The following is a 16,741-nucleotide window of genomic DNA, read 5'->3' as shown; positions in this document are numbered from 1 at the left end:
ATCAACCTTTTTAGTATTAGCGTCAGTTTTGAAGTGGCTTAAATTGCCTGAAGCTATGGTCTACCAATACTTCGTCGCTGAACCCTATATACTCGCAATACGCCAGCAAAAGAGCTTCTCTTTCCACCCATTGGTTGAATTGGGTTACCGTTGTTCCTAACGAGTGAAGAATTCGACTAACTTGTTCAAAGTTGGGTGCTCCTTGCTCATCAATACATTGCCATTCGGTGGCTATTTTTTTAAATGCGGGTTGAATCCATGGTTGGCTACTAAGCCCAAATTGTTTGGCTTGTGCTAGTGCGGCGGCTTTTAGTTTACAGCCTGTTTCCACCTCCTTTTCTAGGTGCGCTTGAACATCAAACTGAATTGCCGCTTTGGCTTGTTGCTCATTTTCCACATCGTTGATCAGGGTTTGCCATGCATCGTTTTCATTAAATGTGTATTCAACCTGCTTGGCTGGAAGTGTCGTTGTGTCTATGGCTTCCAGCTTTTTAACGAGACTGAGCGCATCTTGCTGTTTCAGCGAAATAACGTTATTTCCTAAAAAGTGCTTGAGAGCTTCGAGTTGTTTTTCAGTGAGTAGAGGTTGAGCAAATTGGTAAAGTGCCTCTGGTGTTCGATGGGGGTACCAGAGCGATTTCAGTTGCTTTTCGATCGCTTGAGCGTGCTCTTGTGAGAGCAAATCGTGCTTATGGGCGCGTTGTAAATCTTGTCGTAAGTCGACCATGGCTCTGGATATTGGTTGATACCCCAAATGAGCCGGTGCGTGGATGAGCGCGACTTCATCGTCGTCTTCTAGCTGACCGGAAGTAAACTGCTGATAGATTTCACCGACACCTATCATGCCGAAAGAATCCAATTCTGCTGCCCTTAATGCTCCCATACTTGAGCTGCCATAAACGTGAATACCTCGAGACATCGCATATAAAATTTCTTTGTGCCACACCGCAGGTACACGCTCAAAAAAACCATCGATCAAAGCGATAATCTTAGGTTCTTCCTGAACGGCGATATAAATATCCCCTTGTTTTGCTGGCGGTCTAATATCGGCATCTGGAAGGTGATGTTTGATGTCATCTATAGAGATGGAAGGTCCTGCAAATACAATGATGCTCATGGTGTTTGCCCTTTGAATTCTTGCATAACGCGTTGCCCCCGCAGACCAAATACATACCCTGGTACCTCGTGCAGCCCTTCAAGACCGGGGGCAATAACGCGAACCACTGGGATTTCAAATTCTGGTTTGGTGAGTTCGACAGTAATGGGATTAGGGAGGGCTTGTTGCTCCAACTGAGCACAGAGTAAAACCAAATCCTCTTCGAGCGTATCGTTGTCCCAGCTATCAATGGTGTCAAAGTTGATATATGAAGGCGCACTCATTATTTCGTCGCGAATATAGCGCTGTTTTTCGAGTTGTTGTCGAGACTCGTATTTGTTCAAGCTGATGTCATCGCGTGACCCTGAAATTAGGGTTAAACGAGATTGAATGGCTTCGGTTATGGCTCGCATGATGGCGACGTGTTTGTCAGGGTGTGTTCCTGAGCCTGATATGGCGTAAAGGGGACGATACTGATTTTCATGTTCGTTGATGATCATACAAAAGAAGGTGGGTGTGCCAATGTTGGACGTCACGTCCCAAACACCGATCATGACACCTGCTTGATCGACTTGCTCTAAAAGCGCTCGAATGGTTGGGTCATTAATGGTCGAGGTATCGACTTTCTTCTTTGCTTGATGCGTTTTGGGTAACAGAGACCATAAGGCGAGGGCATCACGCTCAATCACTTCACAAAGCGCGTGGCAGGTGGCTTCTTCAATGGTATTTCCAGATGCCAGCCCATTAGTACTGAGCTGAAAACAGCCACTTCCTTGCGGTAATGGGAGAGTAAAATCGCAGTGCACCAGATCGTAGGGCACAAATTGAGCTCGCTTTGATTGAATCTGTCTACCTTGAATCCAAACCCGCCTAGAATCTGGGCTAAACGAACTCACGTCCATTTTGGGTAGAGTGCGGATGTCCACCACTTCATTGTTCTTAGCCAATTCGTTATAGCTGGTAAAATGAACGGGAAGATTTATGTTTTCAGCGTGGTAAGTCTCTATCGCTTCCATCGCTGCAGACGCTTTTGCGGCTGCTAGTGAAACGCCTTTGCCTTGAGATACGGCGACGGCTTTTGCATTGGGTCGACAAGCGGTGACAACAGGAATACCGATGTCATCCAGCCCGGTGACATTCGCAAGTCGGGTAATGCCCATAGCAGAAAAGAGCGGACGAATCCGCTCCAATGTTTGCTCGGGACTGACGGTACGGTGGGTGCCAATCCGATATGTTTTCATGAATCAGCCACTCAATCAGGACTTGAATGTTCTAAGGTTTGCAACATAGCAAGCCGCAGCGGAACCACCTTGCAGGTGCTGACTACTTTCAAAATCGTCAGGGTTCATTGCGCCAGACTGGACACAAGTTTGCCCATAATAAAATTCTAAGAGCGACTTAGTGTCTTCTAAGCTGGCAATTTTGTTGTCAGAAATTTCATATTCATCTAAGACACTTGCTGGAATGTAACTGATGCAATAGCCGTAGGCATTATTAGGTGAGCGCACCTTGGCAGGGTGTTTATAAAATGCGATGTAAAGGTTGTCTTCATCAGGGTTTTGCCCTAATTGATACAGTCTGTTTTCTGGTACTTCTTGTAAACCGTCACGCGCGTCACTTGTTAGCGGCTTGTCTCGCTTTAATTTGCTATCGGGCTTTAAGTTTAACAAATCTAGACGATTCAGTGTGATACGGCGGAGGTCAATAAAGTACCCAGGTCTTTTTTGTGGGTGCGAGTTAGGTTGATTTTCTAAATTCCAATCAATGACTTTGGTCACGGTAGGACCAGCTAAATTGAGTGGAAAGCTGCCGTCTTTATTTGCAAAGAAGTACTTTCTTTTGTCTGCATTTCGAGTGATTGACTCAATGATCACGCTTTCATTGGCGTAATCCTCGTATTCAAGGTGCGCAATTTTTCCATTAGCGCGCAATATGAAAATATCATTCATGGACTCGATGGCGGTTTTTTCTGGTGTATCTGACATAGTGTTTCCTTTTACTACTTAAATAAATTGATGTGATTTAGACAGAACGGACAGCTCCATAAGGTATGTGCGTCGATTATCTCTACTGGAATGAGCGAGATCTTCGAGGCAGCTTTCAATGTCTCTTGGTAATTGTGCTTGGTGCTGGTTTAACAAGCAGGTTGCTAGCATTGATATATCTGGTGAGCATTCATTAGCAACACTGTCGTCGACTAGACAAATAGCCATTGCATGAAGGTGAGAAAGCCAAAGGAACGGGAATTGAGTTGAGGGGGTGTTCCATATATTTAAACACTGACCGATATAGGTCTTGGAAAGGCTAATATCTCCTTCTCTATAGCTGCACCATGATAGGTTTGCGAGAGCCGCGGCGACGTAGTCGTGCATTGATGCGCTCTCGGATAAGCTCAGCGAATGGGCAGCGAACTTGCGTGTTTTCTGAGTATTTCCCATCAACCGATAAGCAACGGCTAAATAGGTGTAACACCGAGTTTGAAGAACTTTATCGTGCAGGCGCTCTGCGTACTTTAATGCCTCTTCCAGATAGACCAAAGCAGGCTCAATGTCTTGAAGGTGGCACAAACAAAAACCACGGTTAAATAGAGCATTGGCAATAAGGGGTTCATGCCCACTCAGCTTGGCGGCTTCTAATCCTTTTTGTGCTACCTCCAATTGGTTGTTATCGAGAACGTATCGCTGTGTGCGTAGGTAAAAGAGAAGTAAGTTGTTGTAGTGCGCCGATATCTGCTCATGGTCCGACAACGCCAACACGATAGGCTCGACCTCTGAGTGGATAGTGTGCATGTTCTCGGTGTTTCCTAGCCAATACTGAACATATAATTCGGCATTTTTCAGATCCAGCCAGGTTTGCCACCATTCCGATTGAGTTGGTTCTGGAGAATGTTCGAGTTGCTGGAGTGTGATCTTTGCTTTCTGGTAGTAGTCCAATGCTTGCTGGTGTTCGTTGACGACTTCGTGGGTTTTCCCTTGCGCTAGCTGAGTTTTGGCTAGCGCTAAATGGTGACGATTGATCTGATAGATAACGGATAAATCGTCAAAAATCTCACGTGACTCTGTGTGCTGCCCATCGAGCACTAAGTTGGATGCATAACCTTCCAATATCCTGACTTTAAGCTGAGCTTGCTCCTGAGTTTCGTCGCATGAGAGACAGAGAGGCAGCGCTGCTTGGTACAACGTGATGGCATCTTCAACGGCGTAAATGGCGGAGGCGCCCTCAGCCGCTTTTTCGTACCACCAGCTTGCCTCAAAGTGTTTTTCGGCTCGATTAAAGTGCAGGGCAATTTGGTGGCTGACCAATCTGTCTGGTTTTTCGAATAATGAAGCCATGCCGCGTGCAACTTGTAAGTGCATATCGGGACGGGTTTGTGCTGGTATGGTGTCGTAACTCACTTCTTGAATTAAGGCGTGTTTAAAAAGGTATCGATCACCTTCTACATTCCTTTGTTGAATAATGATTTGATTTTCGAGAAGCGCTTCAAGATCGTTTTGGACTTGAAGGCGACTTAATAAAGACACCTCTGTGAGTATCTGATAATCAAACTCTCGCCCCAGTGTTGCGGCGAGTTGCAGTGTGTCTTTAGCGTAGGTCAGCCCATCAATTTTGTTTTGAATCGACTCTCGCAGTGTCAGCGGGATTTGGTGCGTTTTTTCTGTGTCTTTAAAAGAGACTTTTCCATCAATGACGTGAGTTAATTCGTGTTTCTTTAGCATTTGTACCAGCTCTTCGATAAAAAGCGGAACGCCATCCGTCCGAGTGAGAAGAACTTGGTTTACCTCTTCAGATACCAGCGCGCCATCAAAGAGGGTAGATATGAATTGGTGAGTATCCGATGATTGCAGAGGTGCTAATTGCATCGAAGTGATGTCGCCTTCCTCTAGACATTCTTGAAGTGGAGAACGCGATGTCATGAGCAATGTTTTATCTGTGCCAGCATTTTGTGCGATGAGGTAATGGATAAACTCTAACGTCATTGGATCTGCCCAATGCGTGTCCTCAACTACATAAAGGGTGGCCTCTGGATTTGACTGTTGCAGAAGACAGTTGAGACCTTCAAATAGCAGCGCTTTGTGTACGGATGGATCGATGTTTGAGAGCGTCTTTTTTTGAGAAGACTCTATGCTTAACCAAGCAAAAAGCAGCGTAGCAATTTCGTCTTTTTGTCCTGTTACTTTCCCTTTCTTAATCAACTCGGTCAGTCGCTCACCACTATCTCGGTTATGCCTGAACAATGTGTGCTTGAGAAAAGCCAAAATGGGAAACAGAGCATTGGATTGGTGTTCCGGCAAGCACTGAAAAATCAAGTGGGGTCGATTTTGGTGAAACTCATGAACTAACCTTGATTTCCCGATTCCCGCCTCTCCTTGAAGGTGAATAGCAGGTGTTGTTTGGTTTGTGGTGAGTGCGTTTAGCTGGCTCACTTCCAGTGATCGACCAACCATGGAACGTTGGTTGCGCGTACCCCGAAGGAACCCAAATGCCTCGAGAATCCGTTCAGATTTCAGTGCGACATACGCTATGTTTTCAGATGCTGTGGCCGTCTCTTCAAAATGATAAAAAGATTGCAGTAAGGTTTCGCTATCGCTAGAACAGAGAATACTTCTGTCTTCTGCTAATCGCGCCAAGTCAGTGACGATATGATTCGAGAGTCCATCAGGCACTTGATTATTTCTAACCAAATATTGATCGCTATGAATGGCTAGGTGAAACTGGAATCGATACCCGTATTGCTGCCGAATATAAGAATCTTGCTGATTGGCTAGGCTGATGATCTCCAGTGCGGTACGCGCCGCAAATCGCGTGTCATTGTCGCTGGCAACAGGGTAGCCAAAATAGAAAAGGGACAAATCGCTTAAGTTGCCAACGTGAAACCCACCGTATCGCTTGGCAATATCAATGCATTTATTGCGCGTCGATTGGAATACAGCCTCAATGATGTCGGCGTGTTCCGATTTATCCTCTATGCTTACAGCGCTAATACGCAATGCGAGTGACGCTATCTGTTTTTTGTGCGAAGAATCGACATGGACCGCTGGCAAGTGTGTCGAGTCATCTTGCCTTAGCGCAACGGTTATCTCTTCACTTGGCTCGCTATTTTGAATGGGGCTGCTTTGAATGAGATTGGTGTGAATTCGACCGACCAAATTGCTGACTATCATACTATCGAGTTGGCTGTAAGTTTCTTCAGCGCTTACGGTTCGTTCATTGACTCGTTTTTGTAAAACTTGCCGCAACAAACTCCCAAGAGGGTGAGACAACAATTCCTTGGGCACAGGAATAGGCGTATCGCTTAGGTGTTGGTGGTAAGTCTCGGCAATGCCTCCCCCTTTTACGGCTGGCGAGCCCGTCAGGCATTCAATGAAGACCAAACCCCACATATAGAGATCCGAACTAAAGGTAACGGCTTCTCCCCGTAATTGTTCCGGCGCACAATAGGTTGGTGTGCCCAGTGTTTCTTGGTCTAACGTGAGCGTTTGGTAACCGGATGCTCTATTTTCAAACGCTTGCGTACTGATACCAAAATCGAGCAATTTGGCATGAAGCTTGGCGCCATTGTGAGACAGCATGATGTTTGAAGGCTTGATGTCGCGATGGATAACGCCACATTGATGTGCATGAACAAGGGCATCTAAAACCTGAAGCATGATGGAGCGAGTGCTTTCGACATCAAGTGCACCGTAGGTATGAAGGTGCTCGTTCAGCGGTGTGCCTTCCACATATTCAAACACACTATAGATACAACTTGTCGCGACGCTTCCCTTATCCAAAAGCCGCACAATATTGGGGTGGCTAAATTGGCTAACAAACTGGCTCTCGCGATCAAAGCGCGCGATTTCTCGTTGTCTTTTTTGTTCGTCGATACCCGTGTCTAGTTGCAGAAACTTTATCGCAACGCTTTGTTCGGTATTCAAATATTTGGCTTTATAGACAGAGCCAAAACCGCCTTCGCCAATTTTATTTTCTAATTCGTACCCTTTTGCAGACAACGCCTGCCGGATTTCTAGATTAGGTAACATAGCGGGGCATATCGGCTTGGCTTTCGAGTTTGCGATTGTGGGTTAGCTTTCATTCTTTCCGCCTTTAACGATCTCAATATTGGCGGTATTTAAACGAACTTCGCCTCCTTGAAGCTGTAAGATTTGGCAAGCATCTATGCCGCTAAAGCTGGCTGTATCTCTTAAGCGAGTACGCAATCGATGAAGGCGTATGCGGGTATTTTCAGGCTCGATACCGAGTGAATTGGAGAGCTCATTCAAATTCACCCATCCGCAATGAGCAGGTTCATACCCTAGTGCGCGATCAGAATTAGATTGTCTAGCCAAACAAAGGAACAAATAGAGTTGGTTGTATAGACGGTGCCCGCCAATGGTTGCCGTGTGTTCAGAATCATTAATGGATAACTGGATTTCTTCTTCATCACTGGAAACATTTATGTGGAACGTCAAATCTTCAATGGTTCGCACCACCGGACGGTTCTGGCAGGTTTTTTCTTCTATGCGGTTGGTTTGAAGTGTGTATTCTCCACCATCAATGTGAATGGTGTCGCCATCATAAACTTTGGTGCTTTCCCAGTTGTCGTCAACCAATGTTTCTAGATACCAAATCCCATTTTCAAAGTAGAGGGAAAACTGTTTGGAGAGCTTGGTGAACGGCTTATTCAAGCAAATGGAAGGAAGAGACTTGGAATTAATCAGCATATCACTTGGTTCATCGCTCGATACCAATGTGAAAGTATCACCAGCCTTTGAAGATAAAGCGATCTGATCGTTTTTCTGTAGAGCGACGGTTTGGTCTTTCGTGATTCTTTTACGGTTTACCCAAACACCATTTGTGCTTTTATCTTGAATGTACCAACCGTTTTCTTGCCAAAACATGACGGCATGTATTCGAGATATATCGTTTCGTGATAATGGCGTATGGCAATCTTTTGAACGACCAATCGTGTGATACTGCCTTAAATAGATACTGTCACCCGAAGATGAATTCAGTATCCCCCCATGAAAATAGACGCTTTCTGATAATGGAGAGGCTGATGCACTATCGGATGTAGATGGTTTCTGATCGAATGATTGAGCTTTATGATTGATCGACATGAGTATGTATCCAGACAGTATCTTATGAATTTATATCGATTCAGTTTTATAAGGATAATACGCATATAGTTTTATTAATGACAACGGTTATTAGTACGTAGTGTAACCATTTGCAAAAATAATGAGTGCCGTTTCACGGTATTACAGATCAACACGAACGAGAGATCAGGAATAAAAAATAAGGCCAGTATAAAAATACTGACCTTATGAATAATGTTCTTTAACGCAGAAGCTAAGAAGCTTATCTCATGGTAACAAACTCTTCCGAGCCCGTTGGGTGGATAGCCACCACGCTGTCGAAGTCTTCTTTGGTTGCGCCCATCTTCATGGCGACGCCGAAGCCTTGAATCATTTCGTCTACTGCGAAACCAATACCGTGTAGGCCAACCACTTTTTCATCATCGCCTGCACAAACCAGCTTCATTTTGCAAGGTTGACGATGCTGAGTAACCGCGGTGTACATAGCCGTGAAGCCCGAAGTGTACACTTTAACGTTCTCTTCGCCGTATTGATCAATGGCTTCTTGCTCGGTTAAGCCAATGGTGCCAATTGGTGGATGGCTGAATACAACGGTAGGCACGAGGTTGTAATCCATTTTTGCGTTTGGCTTGTTGTTGAACAAACGCTCAGACAACTGGCGACCCGCTTTAACCGCTACAGGTGTTAGCTCGATACCGCCTTCCATGATGTCGCCTACACAGTAAATACCATCAACGTTGGTTTGCTGGTATTCGTCTACTTTGATGTAGCCGTAATCGGTGGTTTCAACACCTGTTGAAGCAAGGTTGATAGCATCAGTAGCAGGGTGACGACCGATCGCCCAGATTAGGGTATCGACATTTTGGCTACGACCGCTTTCGAAATGCAGCGTTAGGCTGCCATCGTCTTCTTTTACCACTTCTTTTGGAACTGAATTCGTATGAAGTGTTGGACCTTCTGCTTCCATCACTTCCATTAGCGTTTCAACGATAAGTGGGTCAAAGCTGCGAAGTGGTGATTCTTTACGCACAAACAGATGCGTTTCCGTGCCCAGTGCGTTCAGTACGCCTGCGATTTCAACGGCAATGTAGCCTGCACCCACAACCGCTACGCGTTTTGGCTGCTCTTCAAGGTCGAAAAAGCCATTGGAGTCGATGCCGTATTCAGCACCAGGAATGTTAGGGATAGTCGGGCGGCCGCCTACTGCAATCAGAATGTGGTCTGCGGTGTAATGCTCGCCGTTCACTTCTACTGTTTTCGCATCAACAAACTTAGCAAAGCCTTTAATCACATTGACTTTGTTGTTGCCCAATACGCGGTCGTAAGACTGATGAATTCGACCAATGTAAGCTTGACGGTTTTCAACCAGCTTACTCCAATTAAACCCTTTTACATCAACATCGAAGCCATAGTCTTCGGCATACAGATTCATTGCTTCTGCGACTTGAGCGCCATGCCACATCACTTTCTTTGGAACGCAACCTACGTTTACGCACGTACCGCCAAGATCTTGAGCTTCAATGAGCGCGACTTTGGCACCATACATCGATGCACGGTTTGCAGAGGCAATGCCGCCGCTGCCGCCGCCGATGCAAATATAATCAAAATGTGTTGCCATGACTTTCTCCGATTATTGTTTCATTTATTATTGGGTTGCGCTCTGAATGATTCGTTCAAGCTTATTCTGGAACGATCCATTCCACCTTAAAGTGACCCGTTACTGGCGCAATTACTTCCTTTAAATATGGAAGAATTTCTTTCATTTGGCTTTCTAGCTTCCATGGCGGGTTGATCACAATCATCCCAGAAGCGGTCATGCCGCGCTCATTCGTATCGGCAGAGACGCCCAGTTCTATTTGTAATATCTTTCTAATTCCGAGTTTTTCAAGCCCTGAGAGCATGTCATCGATATCGTGACGATTCACCACTGGGTACCAGATCGCATAAACACCAGTCGCCCAACGTTTATGAGATTGGGCAACGGCATTCACAACATCGCGGTATTCGTGTGCTAATTCATAAGGCGGATCAATCAAAACAAGGCCGCGTCGCTCTTTCGGTGGCAAGCTTGCTTTTAAACGTTGAAACCCGTCTTCTTTGTAAATGCTGACTTGGCGATCACGATGAAACTCTTGTTCCAAAAGAGGGTGATCGCTCGGATGAAGCTCGGTTAACACCATTCTGTCTTGCTTGCGAATATGAGCACGCGCGACACGAGGTGAACCAGGGTAGTAACGTAAACTGCTATCCTGATTCAAAGACTGGACGGCTTCAAGGTAAGTTTGTATTTCTTCCGGCAGGTTGTTTGCTTGCCATAAGCGAGCGATACCTTGTTTGTATTCGCCCGTTTTTTCGGACCATTCGTGCGTTAAGTCGTAGCGACCCACACCAGAATGCGTATCGTGATACACGTAAGGTTTTTCTTTTTGATTCAATGCGTTCAGTATTAAAGACTGAACAATATGTTTCAGTACATCGGCATGGTTGCCTGCATGGAAGCTGTGACGGTAACTTAACAAAATAGTCTCTTACAAGTTTGAATTGGCGAGCGCAAGAGGCTCATTATATCAAAGGCAGGGTTCACTGTGTGAGCCTTGCTGACGTTGGCTATTGAAAAATCCCGTCCCGACCTACATTTAGTAAAGGACAAAATGATAAAAGGAATGAAAAATGTCTAACCCATTACTGACGTTTACTGATCTTCCCCCGTTTTCCGACATTAAGCCAGAGCACGTAAAACCTGCCGTTGAGCAAGTGATTGATGTGTGTCGTGCCAAAGTGGATGAAGTGGTCGCAAACAATGCGGCACCAAGCTGGAACAGCGTATGTGCACCATTAGCGGAAGTGGACGATAAACTAAACCAGATTTGGTCTCCAGTGAGTCACTTGAACTCGGTAAAGAACAGCAACGAGTTGCGCGAAGCGTATGAAAGCTGCCTTCCATTGCTGTCTGAGTACGGCACTTGGGTTGGACAACACAAAGGCTTGTACGACGCGTACAAAGCAATAAAAGCTTCAGATGAATTTGGTACTTTGTCTCAGGCGCAGAAGAAAAGCATCATTGATGCGCTACGTGACTTTGATTTGTCGGGTATTGGCTTACCAGCAGACGAGCAGCATCGCTACGGTGAAATCAGCAAGCGCATGTCGGAATTGAGCTCTCAGTTTTCGAACAATGTGCTGGACGCTACCATGGGGTGGTCGAAGCAGGTTACTGATGAAAAAGATCTGGCTGGCATGCCCGAATCGGCATTGGCGGCAGCAAAAGCTGCAGCAGAAGCCAAAGAGCTGGATGGTTGGTTGCTGACACTGGATATCCCTTCTTACCTGCCAGTTCTGACTTACTGTGATAACCAAGCTCTGCGTAAAGAGCTGTACGAAGCCTACGTGACTCGCGCTTCTGATCGCGGTCCCAATGCGGGCAAGTGGGATAACACTGAACTGATCACAGAGCAGTTGAAACTGCGTCATGAAATTGCCCGTTTACTCGGCTTTAGTGCGTTCAGTGAAAAATCACTGGCGACAAAAATGGCGGAAAACCCGCAGCAAGTACTGGGCTTTTTGAACGAGTTGGCGGTGAAAGCCAAGCCACAAGGTGAGCGTGAAGTTCAAGAACTGCGTGATTTTGCAGAGCAAGAGTTTGGCGTTTCTGAGCTGAATCTTTGGGACATCGCTTACTACAGCGAGAAACAAAAGCAGCACCTATTCCAGATCTCTGACGAAGAGCTGCGCCCGTATTTCCCTGAAGACAAAGCGGTATCTGGTCTATTTGAAGTATTGGATCGTGTGTTTGGCATGAAAGTGACCGAGCGTGAAGGGGTAGACGTATGGCATGAGTCGGTGAAGTTTTACGACATCTTCGACAGCAATGGCACACTGCGTGGCAGTTTCTACCTAGACTTGTACGCTCGTGAGCACAAGCGTGGTGGCGCGTGGATGGACGAATGTCGTGTGCGTCGTACTAACGCTGATGGTGAATTGCAAACCCCAGTGGCTTACTTGGTGTGTAACTTCAACAAGCCAGTAGGCGATAAGCCAGCACTATTCACTCACGATGAAGTTGTTACCTTGTTCCACGAAACAGGTCACGGTATTCACCACATGCTGACGCAAATCGATGTATCGGCGGTATCGGGCATCAACGGTGTACCTTGGGATGCCGTCGAACTGCCAAGCCAGTTCCTAGAAAACTGGTGTTGGGAAGAAGAAGCGCTGGCGTTTATCTCGGGTCATTACGAAACGGGCGAACCGCTTCCAAAAGCCATGTTGGATAAAATGCTGGCAGCGAAAAACTTCCAATCCGCGATGTTTATTCTTCGCCAATTAGAGCTTGGTCTGTTCGATTTCACGCTTCACACCGAATACGATCCAGACATTGGTGCTCGTGTATTAGAAACGTTGGCGCAAGTGAAAGAGAAAGTCGCGGTATTGCCAAGCGTTGAGTGGAACCGTTTCTCTCATAGCTTCAGCCATATTTTCGCGGGTGGCTACAGTGCAGGTTACTACAGCTACTTATGGGCGGAAGTGTTGTCTTCAGATGCGTACTCACGTTTCGAAGATGAGGGTATTTTCAATGAAGATACTGGACGTTCATTCCTGAATAACATTCTGGAAATGGGTGGCAGTGAAGAGCCAATGGAATTGTTTAAGCGTTTCCGTGGTCGCGAGCCTGAAATCGATGCCTTGCTACGTCACTCTGGTATTACGGCGTAATTGCCCAGCTTGACTTAGATTTGCAAAAACCACCTTCGGGTGGTTTTTTTATGGGTTCACGTTTCTATTGATGGGGTTTTGTAGAGAAATCAGAGTCTCTGTGGACTGAACTTCATCGATGGCTTGAAGTTTGTCTATCAGTACAAATTGCAGCTCTTCGATCGATTTACACATCAGCTTTACAAAAATGTTGTACGCTCCCGTGGTGTAATAGGCTTCGACCACTTCATCTAAAGCATTCAGTTTTTCTAGAGCAGAATGGTAATCGCGCGCCGCATTGAGGTTGATTCCGATAAAACAGCAGACGTCGTACCCCAGTTTTTTGGTATTGACGATCACTTCCGTACCTTCAATCACATCCGCCGCTTTCATTTTTTCGATGCGCACGTGAATGGTGGCTGGGCTGACGTTGAACTGCTTTGCCATTTCTGCATAAGGGGTTCTGGCGTCTTCCATTAGCGCTTTAAGAATTTCGCGGTCCAGATCATCAAGACGTGCTGTGGCGGTTTGCATACTTGTTTCCTTTGAGCAATCCCGATAGGTGGAGGGTATAAGCCTCTGATTCATTGGCTACATCCTATCTTGCAAACTCATGCTTCACAACAGCTCTTGAGGTCATCATCTGATATACTCACTGAAATTGAATGGATATAGAGAGAGCGTACCGAGTGCGGATTGTTGGGGTAATATTAACGCTCATGTTGAGCTTTGCCTTACAGGCGAGCGAGAATGTATTGGTGGTGCATTCATACCATCAAGGCTTCTTCTGGACGGACAATTTTCAAGAAGGTCTGGCTCAGCGTCTCGACGCACACCAAATTCCAAATCGCGTGTTCTATCTCGATTCTAAGCGCTTACAAACGCCAGAATATTTTGCCCAATTAGAAAACTTGTTCAAAACCAAATTAGAACAAGAGTCTTTTAAAGCCATCATCGTGAGCGACAATAACGCGCTCAATATGATGCAAAATCTGCATGAATACGTCGGCGACACGCCCGTTGTCTTTGGCGGTATCAACAATTATTCACCTAAACTTCATAAAGACCTGAATGCCACGGGCATTTCCGAAAATATTGACCTTCACAACAACATTCGTTTGATCAAGAAGTTACAGCCGAATGTGGAGCGCGTTGTCGTACTCACTGATTATTCAGTAACAGGGGAGGCGGCCAGAGCTCAGATCGCCAAATACCTGAATGAGAACCCAGAAGACCGATCACTGGTGGAAAGTGTTGTTCCAGAGTCATTTGATAAACTGCTGGATGTTGCCTCTGGCTTGAATGCAGAAAACAGCATCCTATTCTGGATTTATTTTCGTGATAAACAGGGCAACGTGATTGAGGACGTGTCCTGGAAAACCCTCAATGAGCGAGCGAATGCTCCTGTATATATGGCTTACAACGCGGGTCTTGGGTTGGGCAGCGTCGGCGGTTTTATGCAAGATGGGTTTGCCAATGGCTCTGCGGTCGGAGAGCTGCTTGTTAAAGTCTTGAACCAGAAAGAAGGGGAGCCAATGCCTGCCCCTCGTCCTATTCGCACTCAGTTAAAATTGGATTATCAGGCTTTGCAAAAGTGGGGAATGAAAGATTCGGCAGTGCTCGCGGATACCATACTGAACAAACCTGAACCGTATTTTGTGCAGTACGCCCGCGAGATAAAAGTGCTCTCGATGGCTATCTTTATTCTACTTGTGGTTATTGGATCGCTGCTTTATTACATGAAGCGCCTTAAGCAGAGTGAAAAGCAAGCCAAGCAAAGCCAAGTTTTGCTGGAGTCGATTTTCGATCAAAGCTATCAATACATCGGCATTGTGGATCAGTTTGGTAAATTGGTGTCGAGCAACAATAAACTCCAAGATTTGTTGTACGTAAAAGGGGCGCAGTATGGTCGCCCCATTTGGCAATATCGCGGGTGGTGTGAAGAGTCAAAGAAAATCTTCAAAGAATACCTTGAGCAGATAGGACAAGAAGACTTTGTTCGATTTGAAGCAGAGCTGGTTCGCCAACATTACGGGTTAAGCGTTCTGGATGTTGCGATTAAGCCATTACCTCATGAGTTTGGTGAGCAATGCCATTTCCTTTTGGAAGCGCAAGACATAACGGCGCGTAAAGCGACCGAGCAAAAATTGCTCGCCAGTGAAGCCGATTTTCGTCATTACTACGAAAAGCAACCCGTGATGATGATGACACTGGATGAAAACAACCGAATTCAAGCGGTGAATCGATTCGCACAAGAGCTGTTGAGCTATTCCGCGCAGCAAATGCTGGGTCGGAAATTGGAAGATTTCTATGCCGGTTCGGTAGAACTGAATGCGCGACAAGTGTTGCTTCAGCCCAAACCCCACCATCTTTCTGTTTGGCGGCGCGAAATTGAATACACGACTGCGAGCGGCTTCACCATATGGGTCCGAGAAAATATCCGCCCATTAACCGAAACTCACCAATTACTGATTGTGGGTGAAGACATCAGTGAAACCCACGATTTATCACAGCAATTGGCGTATCAGGCCCAACACGATTTACTGACTGGCACTTACAACCGAAATTTCTTTGAGCAGCAATTGCAAAAAGCCATGGTGGAAGTGGAAGGGCATGTTCGCACTCACGCCATGCTGTTTCTCGATCTCGATCAGCTCAAGGTGATTAACGATACGGTAGGGCATGAAGCAGGTGACGAAGCCATTGCATTTTGTGCATTACTGATTCAACAGATATTGCCCAATAGCGCCATTTTATCGCGCATGGGAGGTGATGAGTTTGCTGTGTTATTGCGAGATTGCACCAAAAGTGAAGCGACCGATATTGCTCAGTCGATCATTGACCAATTGAACCAGCACCCATTTGTTCGTGATGATCTGACGTTGAACATCAGCTGTTCCATCGGCATTCGTCTTATCGACCATACAGCGGACTCGCCTCAGATGGTGCACGCCCACGCAGATACGGCGTGCCACGCCGCCAAGGAAGAAGGCAGAAACCGCTATCAGCTTTACTTACTTCACGATGAAGAGCTCAAACAGCGTGAACGCGAGATGGAAAGCGTGAACTTAGTGCATGAAGCGATTGCAAATGAGCGTTTACAGTTGTTTGCCCAGCAAATTCAGGGTTTAGACAAAGAGAATGCTCACCAATGCTACTTTGAAATATTGGTTCGGCTGGTGGACTCCAATGGAGACTACATTTCCCCAGGTGTCTTCATGCCTGCGACTGAGCGTTACAATATTGCGCATTTGGTTGATAAGTTTGTCGTCACTAGGACGTTGAGCTGGCTGGATGAACACCCAGAGCAAGCCGCGCATCTCGATCGAGTATCGATTAATGTTTCGGGTCAATCAGTGGGCAACCAAGACTTTATGACAACGTTGAAAGACGCGTTGCAGCAGAGCAATTTTCCTAATCACAAAATCTGCCTAGAGATAACCGAAACCGCGGCGATTCATAGCATCAAGCAAGCGAGCCAAGCATTTACCGAATTGAAATCTTTAGGTTGTTTGGTGGCGTTGGATGATTTTGGTTCTGGACTGTCTTCATTTGGTTACCTAAAAACCCTCCCTGTCGATATCGTGAAGATTGATGGCATTTTTGTGCGAGAGATAGACCAAAATGAGAGCGATTATGTCATGGTTCGCTCCATTAACGATCTCGCTCAGCAAATGGGCAAGGTCACCGTTGCTGAATTTGTGGAGTCGTCTGCTGTGATGGCTTGCTTGAGCAAATTAGGTGTGAATTACGGTCAGGGCTATCATATTGGTATGCCCAAACCTCTGTCAGAACTGGTGGACGAGCTCGTTCAGGAAAAGCGCACGTTACTTACGGAAAATGAATAGCGCTATTCACCAATCGGTTTGAGATTGCC

At 46.0% G+C, this 16,741-nt stretch carries 10 protein-coding genes; 2 read left to right on the top strand and 8 right to left on the bottom strand.

What is annotated here, in order from left to right; genetic code table 11:
* Nucleotides 1-22: 22 nt before the first annotated feature.
* The 7 genes from Q8W40_RS22270 to Q8W40_RS22240 form a co-directional block, all read right to left on the bottom strand.
* A complete protein-coding gene (locus Q8W40_RS22270) occupies nucleotides 23-1,117 on the bottom strand; it encodes a TfuA-like protein (RefSeq protein ID WP_305400337.1) in 1,095 nt (364 codons plus the stop codon).
* Nucleotides 1,114-2,337, bottom strand: coding sequence for a YcaO-like family protein (locus Q8W40_RS22265; RefSeq protein WP_305400335.1), 1,224 nt, complete (start codon nucleotides 2,335-2,337; stop codon nucleotides 1,114-1,116). Before Q8W40_RS22265 ends, Q8W40_RS22270 begins: the two co-directional genes overlap by 4 nt.
* A gap of 15 nt (nucleotides 2,338-2,352) precedes the next feature.
* Entirely contained in the window at nucleotides 2,353-3,081 is a 729-nt protein-coding gene (locus Q8W40_RS22260; protein ID WP_305400334.1) for a hypothetical protein, read from the bottom strand.
* 18 nt (nucleotides 3,082-3,099) lie between these two features.
* Complete coding sequence (locus Q8W40_RS22255; RefSeq protein WP_305400333.1) at nucleotides 3,100-7,116, bottom strand: TOMM system kinase/cyclase fusion protein; 4,017 nt, start codon at nucleotides 7,114-7,116, stop codon at nucleotides 3,100-3,102.
* A gap of 42 nt (nucleotides 7,117-7,158) precedes the next feature.
* The gene (locus tag Q8W40_RS22250) at nucleotides 7,159-8,193 is read right to left on the bottom strand and encodes an FHA domain-containing protein (protein ID WP_305400332.1); all 1,035 of its coding nucleotides are present in this window, start codon (nucleotides 8,191-8,193) and stop codon (nucleotides 7,159-7,161) included.
* Nucleotides 8,194-8,434: 241 nt separating this feature from the next.
* Nucleotides 8,435-9,790, bottom strand: coding sequence for a glutathione-disulfide reductase (gene gorA, locus Q8W40_RS22245; protein ID WP_126606716.1), 1,356 nt, complete (start codon nucleotides 9,788-9,790; stop codon nucleotides 8,435-8,437).
* A 61-nt stretch (nucleotides 9,791-9,851) separates the two neighbouring features.
* Nucleotides 9,852-10,691, bottom strand: a complete 840-nt coding sequence (locus Q8W40_RS22240) for a 23S rRNA (adenine(2030)-N(6))-methyltransferase RlmJ (protein WP_305400331.1) — start codon at nucleotides 10,689-10,691, stop codon at nucleotides 9,852-9,854.
* A gap of 151 nt (nucleotides 10,692-10,842) precedes the next feature.
* Between Q8W40_RS22240 and prlC the strand changes: the two genes are divergently transcribed.
* Nucleotides 10,843-12,885, top strand: coding sequence for an oligopeptidase A (gene prlC, locus Q8W40_RS22235; protein WP_305400329.1), 2,043 nt, complete (start codon nucleotides 10,843-10,845; stop codon nucleotides 12,883-12,885).
* A 48-nt stretch (nucleotides 12,886-12,933) separates the two neighbouring features.
* Here prlC and asnC read toward each other — a convergent pair whose 3' ends face one another.
* Nucleotides 12,934-13,398, bottom strand: coding sequence for a transcriptional regulator AsnC (gene asnC / locus Q8W40_RS22230; RefSeq protein WP_101114587.1), 465 nt, complete (start codon nucleotides 13,396-13,398; stop codon nucleotides 12,934-12,936).
* Nucleotides 13,399-13,529: 131 nt separating this feature from the next.
* On the opposite strand from asnC, the gene Q8W40_RS22225 reads away from it, so the two are divergent.
* A complete protein-coding gene (locus Q8W40_RS22225) occupies nucleotides 13,530-16,712 on the top strand; it encodes an ABC transporter substrate binding protein (protein WP_305400327.1) in 3,183 nt (1,060 codons plus the stop codon).
* Nucleotides 16,713-16,741: the final 29 nt, after the last annotated feature.

The sequence above is a fragment of the Vibrio penaeicida genome (genome assembly GCF_030689305.1).
Lineage (GTDB): Bacteria > Pseudomonadota > Gammaproteobacteria > Enterobacterales > Vibrionaceae > Vibrio > Vibrio penaeicida_B.
Note: the sequence above shows the minus strand (reverse complement) of the source record. Positions and strands in the feature narration are given on the sequence as shown.

Excerpts from the sequence above, each read along its gene's own strand:
- Q8W40_RS22270 (WP_305400337.1), bottom strand. The coding sequence starts at position 1,117 with ATGAGCATCATTGTATTTGCAGGACCTTCCATCTCTATAGATGACATC.
- Q8W40_RS22265 (WP_305400335.1), bottom strand. The coding sequence starts at position 2,337 with ATGAAAACATATCGGATTGGCACCCACCGTACCGTCAGTCCCGAGCAA.
- Q8W40_RS22260 (WP_305400334.1), bottom strand. The coding sequence starts at position 3,081 with ATGTCAGATACACCAGAAAAAACCGCCATCGAGTCCATGAATGATATT.
- Q8W40_RS22255 (WP_305400333.1), bottom strand. The coding sequence starts at position 7,116 with ATGTTACCTAATCTAGAAATCCGGCAGGCGTTGTCTGCAAAAGGGTAC.
- Q8W40_RS22250 (WP_305400332.1), bottom strand. The coding sequence starts at position 8,193 with ATGTCGATCAATCATAAAGCTCAATCATTCGATCAGAAACCATCTACA.
- gorA (WP_126606716.1), bottom strand. The coding sequence starts at position 9,790 with ATGGCAACACATTTTGATTATATTTGCATCGGCGGCGGCAGCGGCGGC.
- prlC (WP_305400329.1), top strand. The coding sequence starts at position 10,843 with ATGTCTAACCCATTACTGACGTTTACTGATCTTCCCCCGTTTTCCGAC.
- asnC (WP_101114587.1), bottom strand. The coding sequence starts at position 13,398 with ATGCAAACCGCCACAGCACGTCTTGATGATCTGGACCGCGAAATTCTT.
- Q8W40_RS22225 (WP_305400327.1), top strand. The coding sequence starts at position 13,530 with ATGGATATAGAGAGAGCGTACCGAGTGCGGATTGTTGGGGTAATATTA.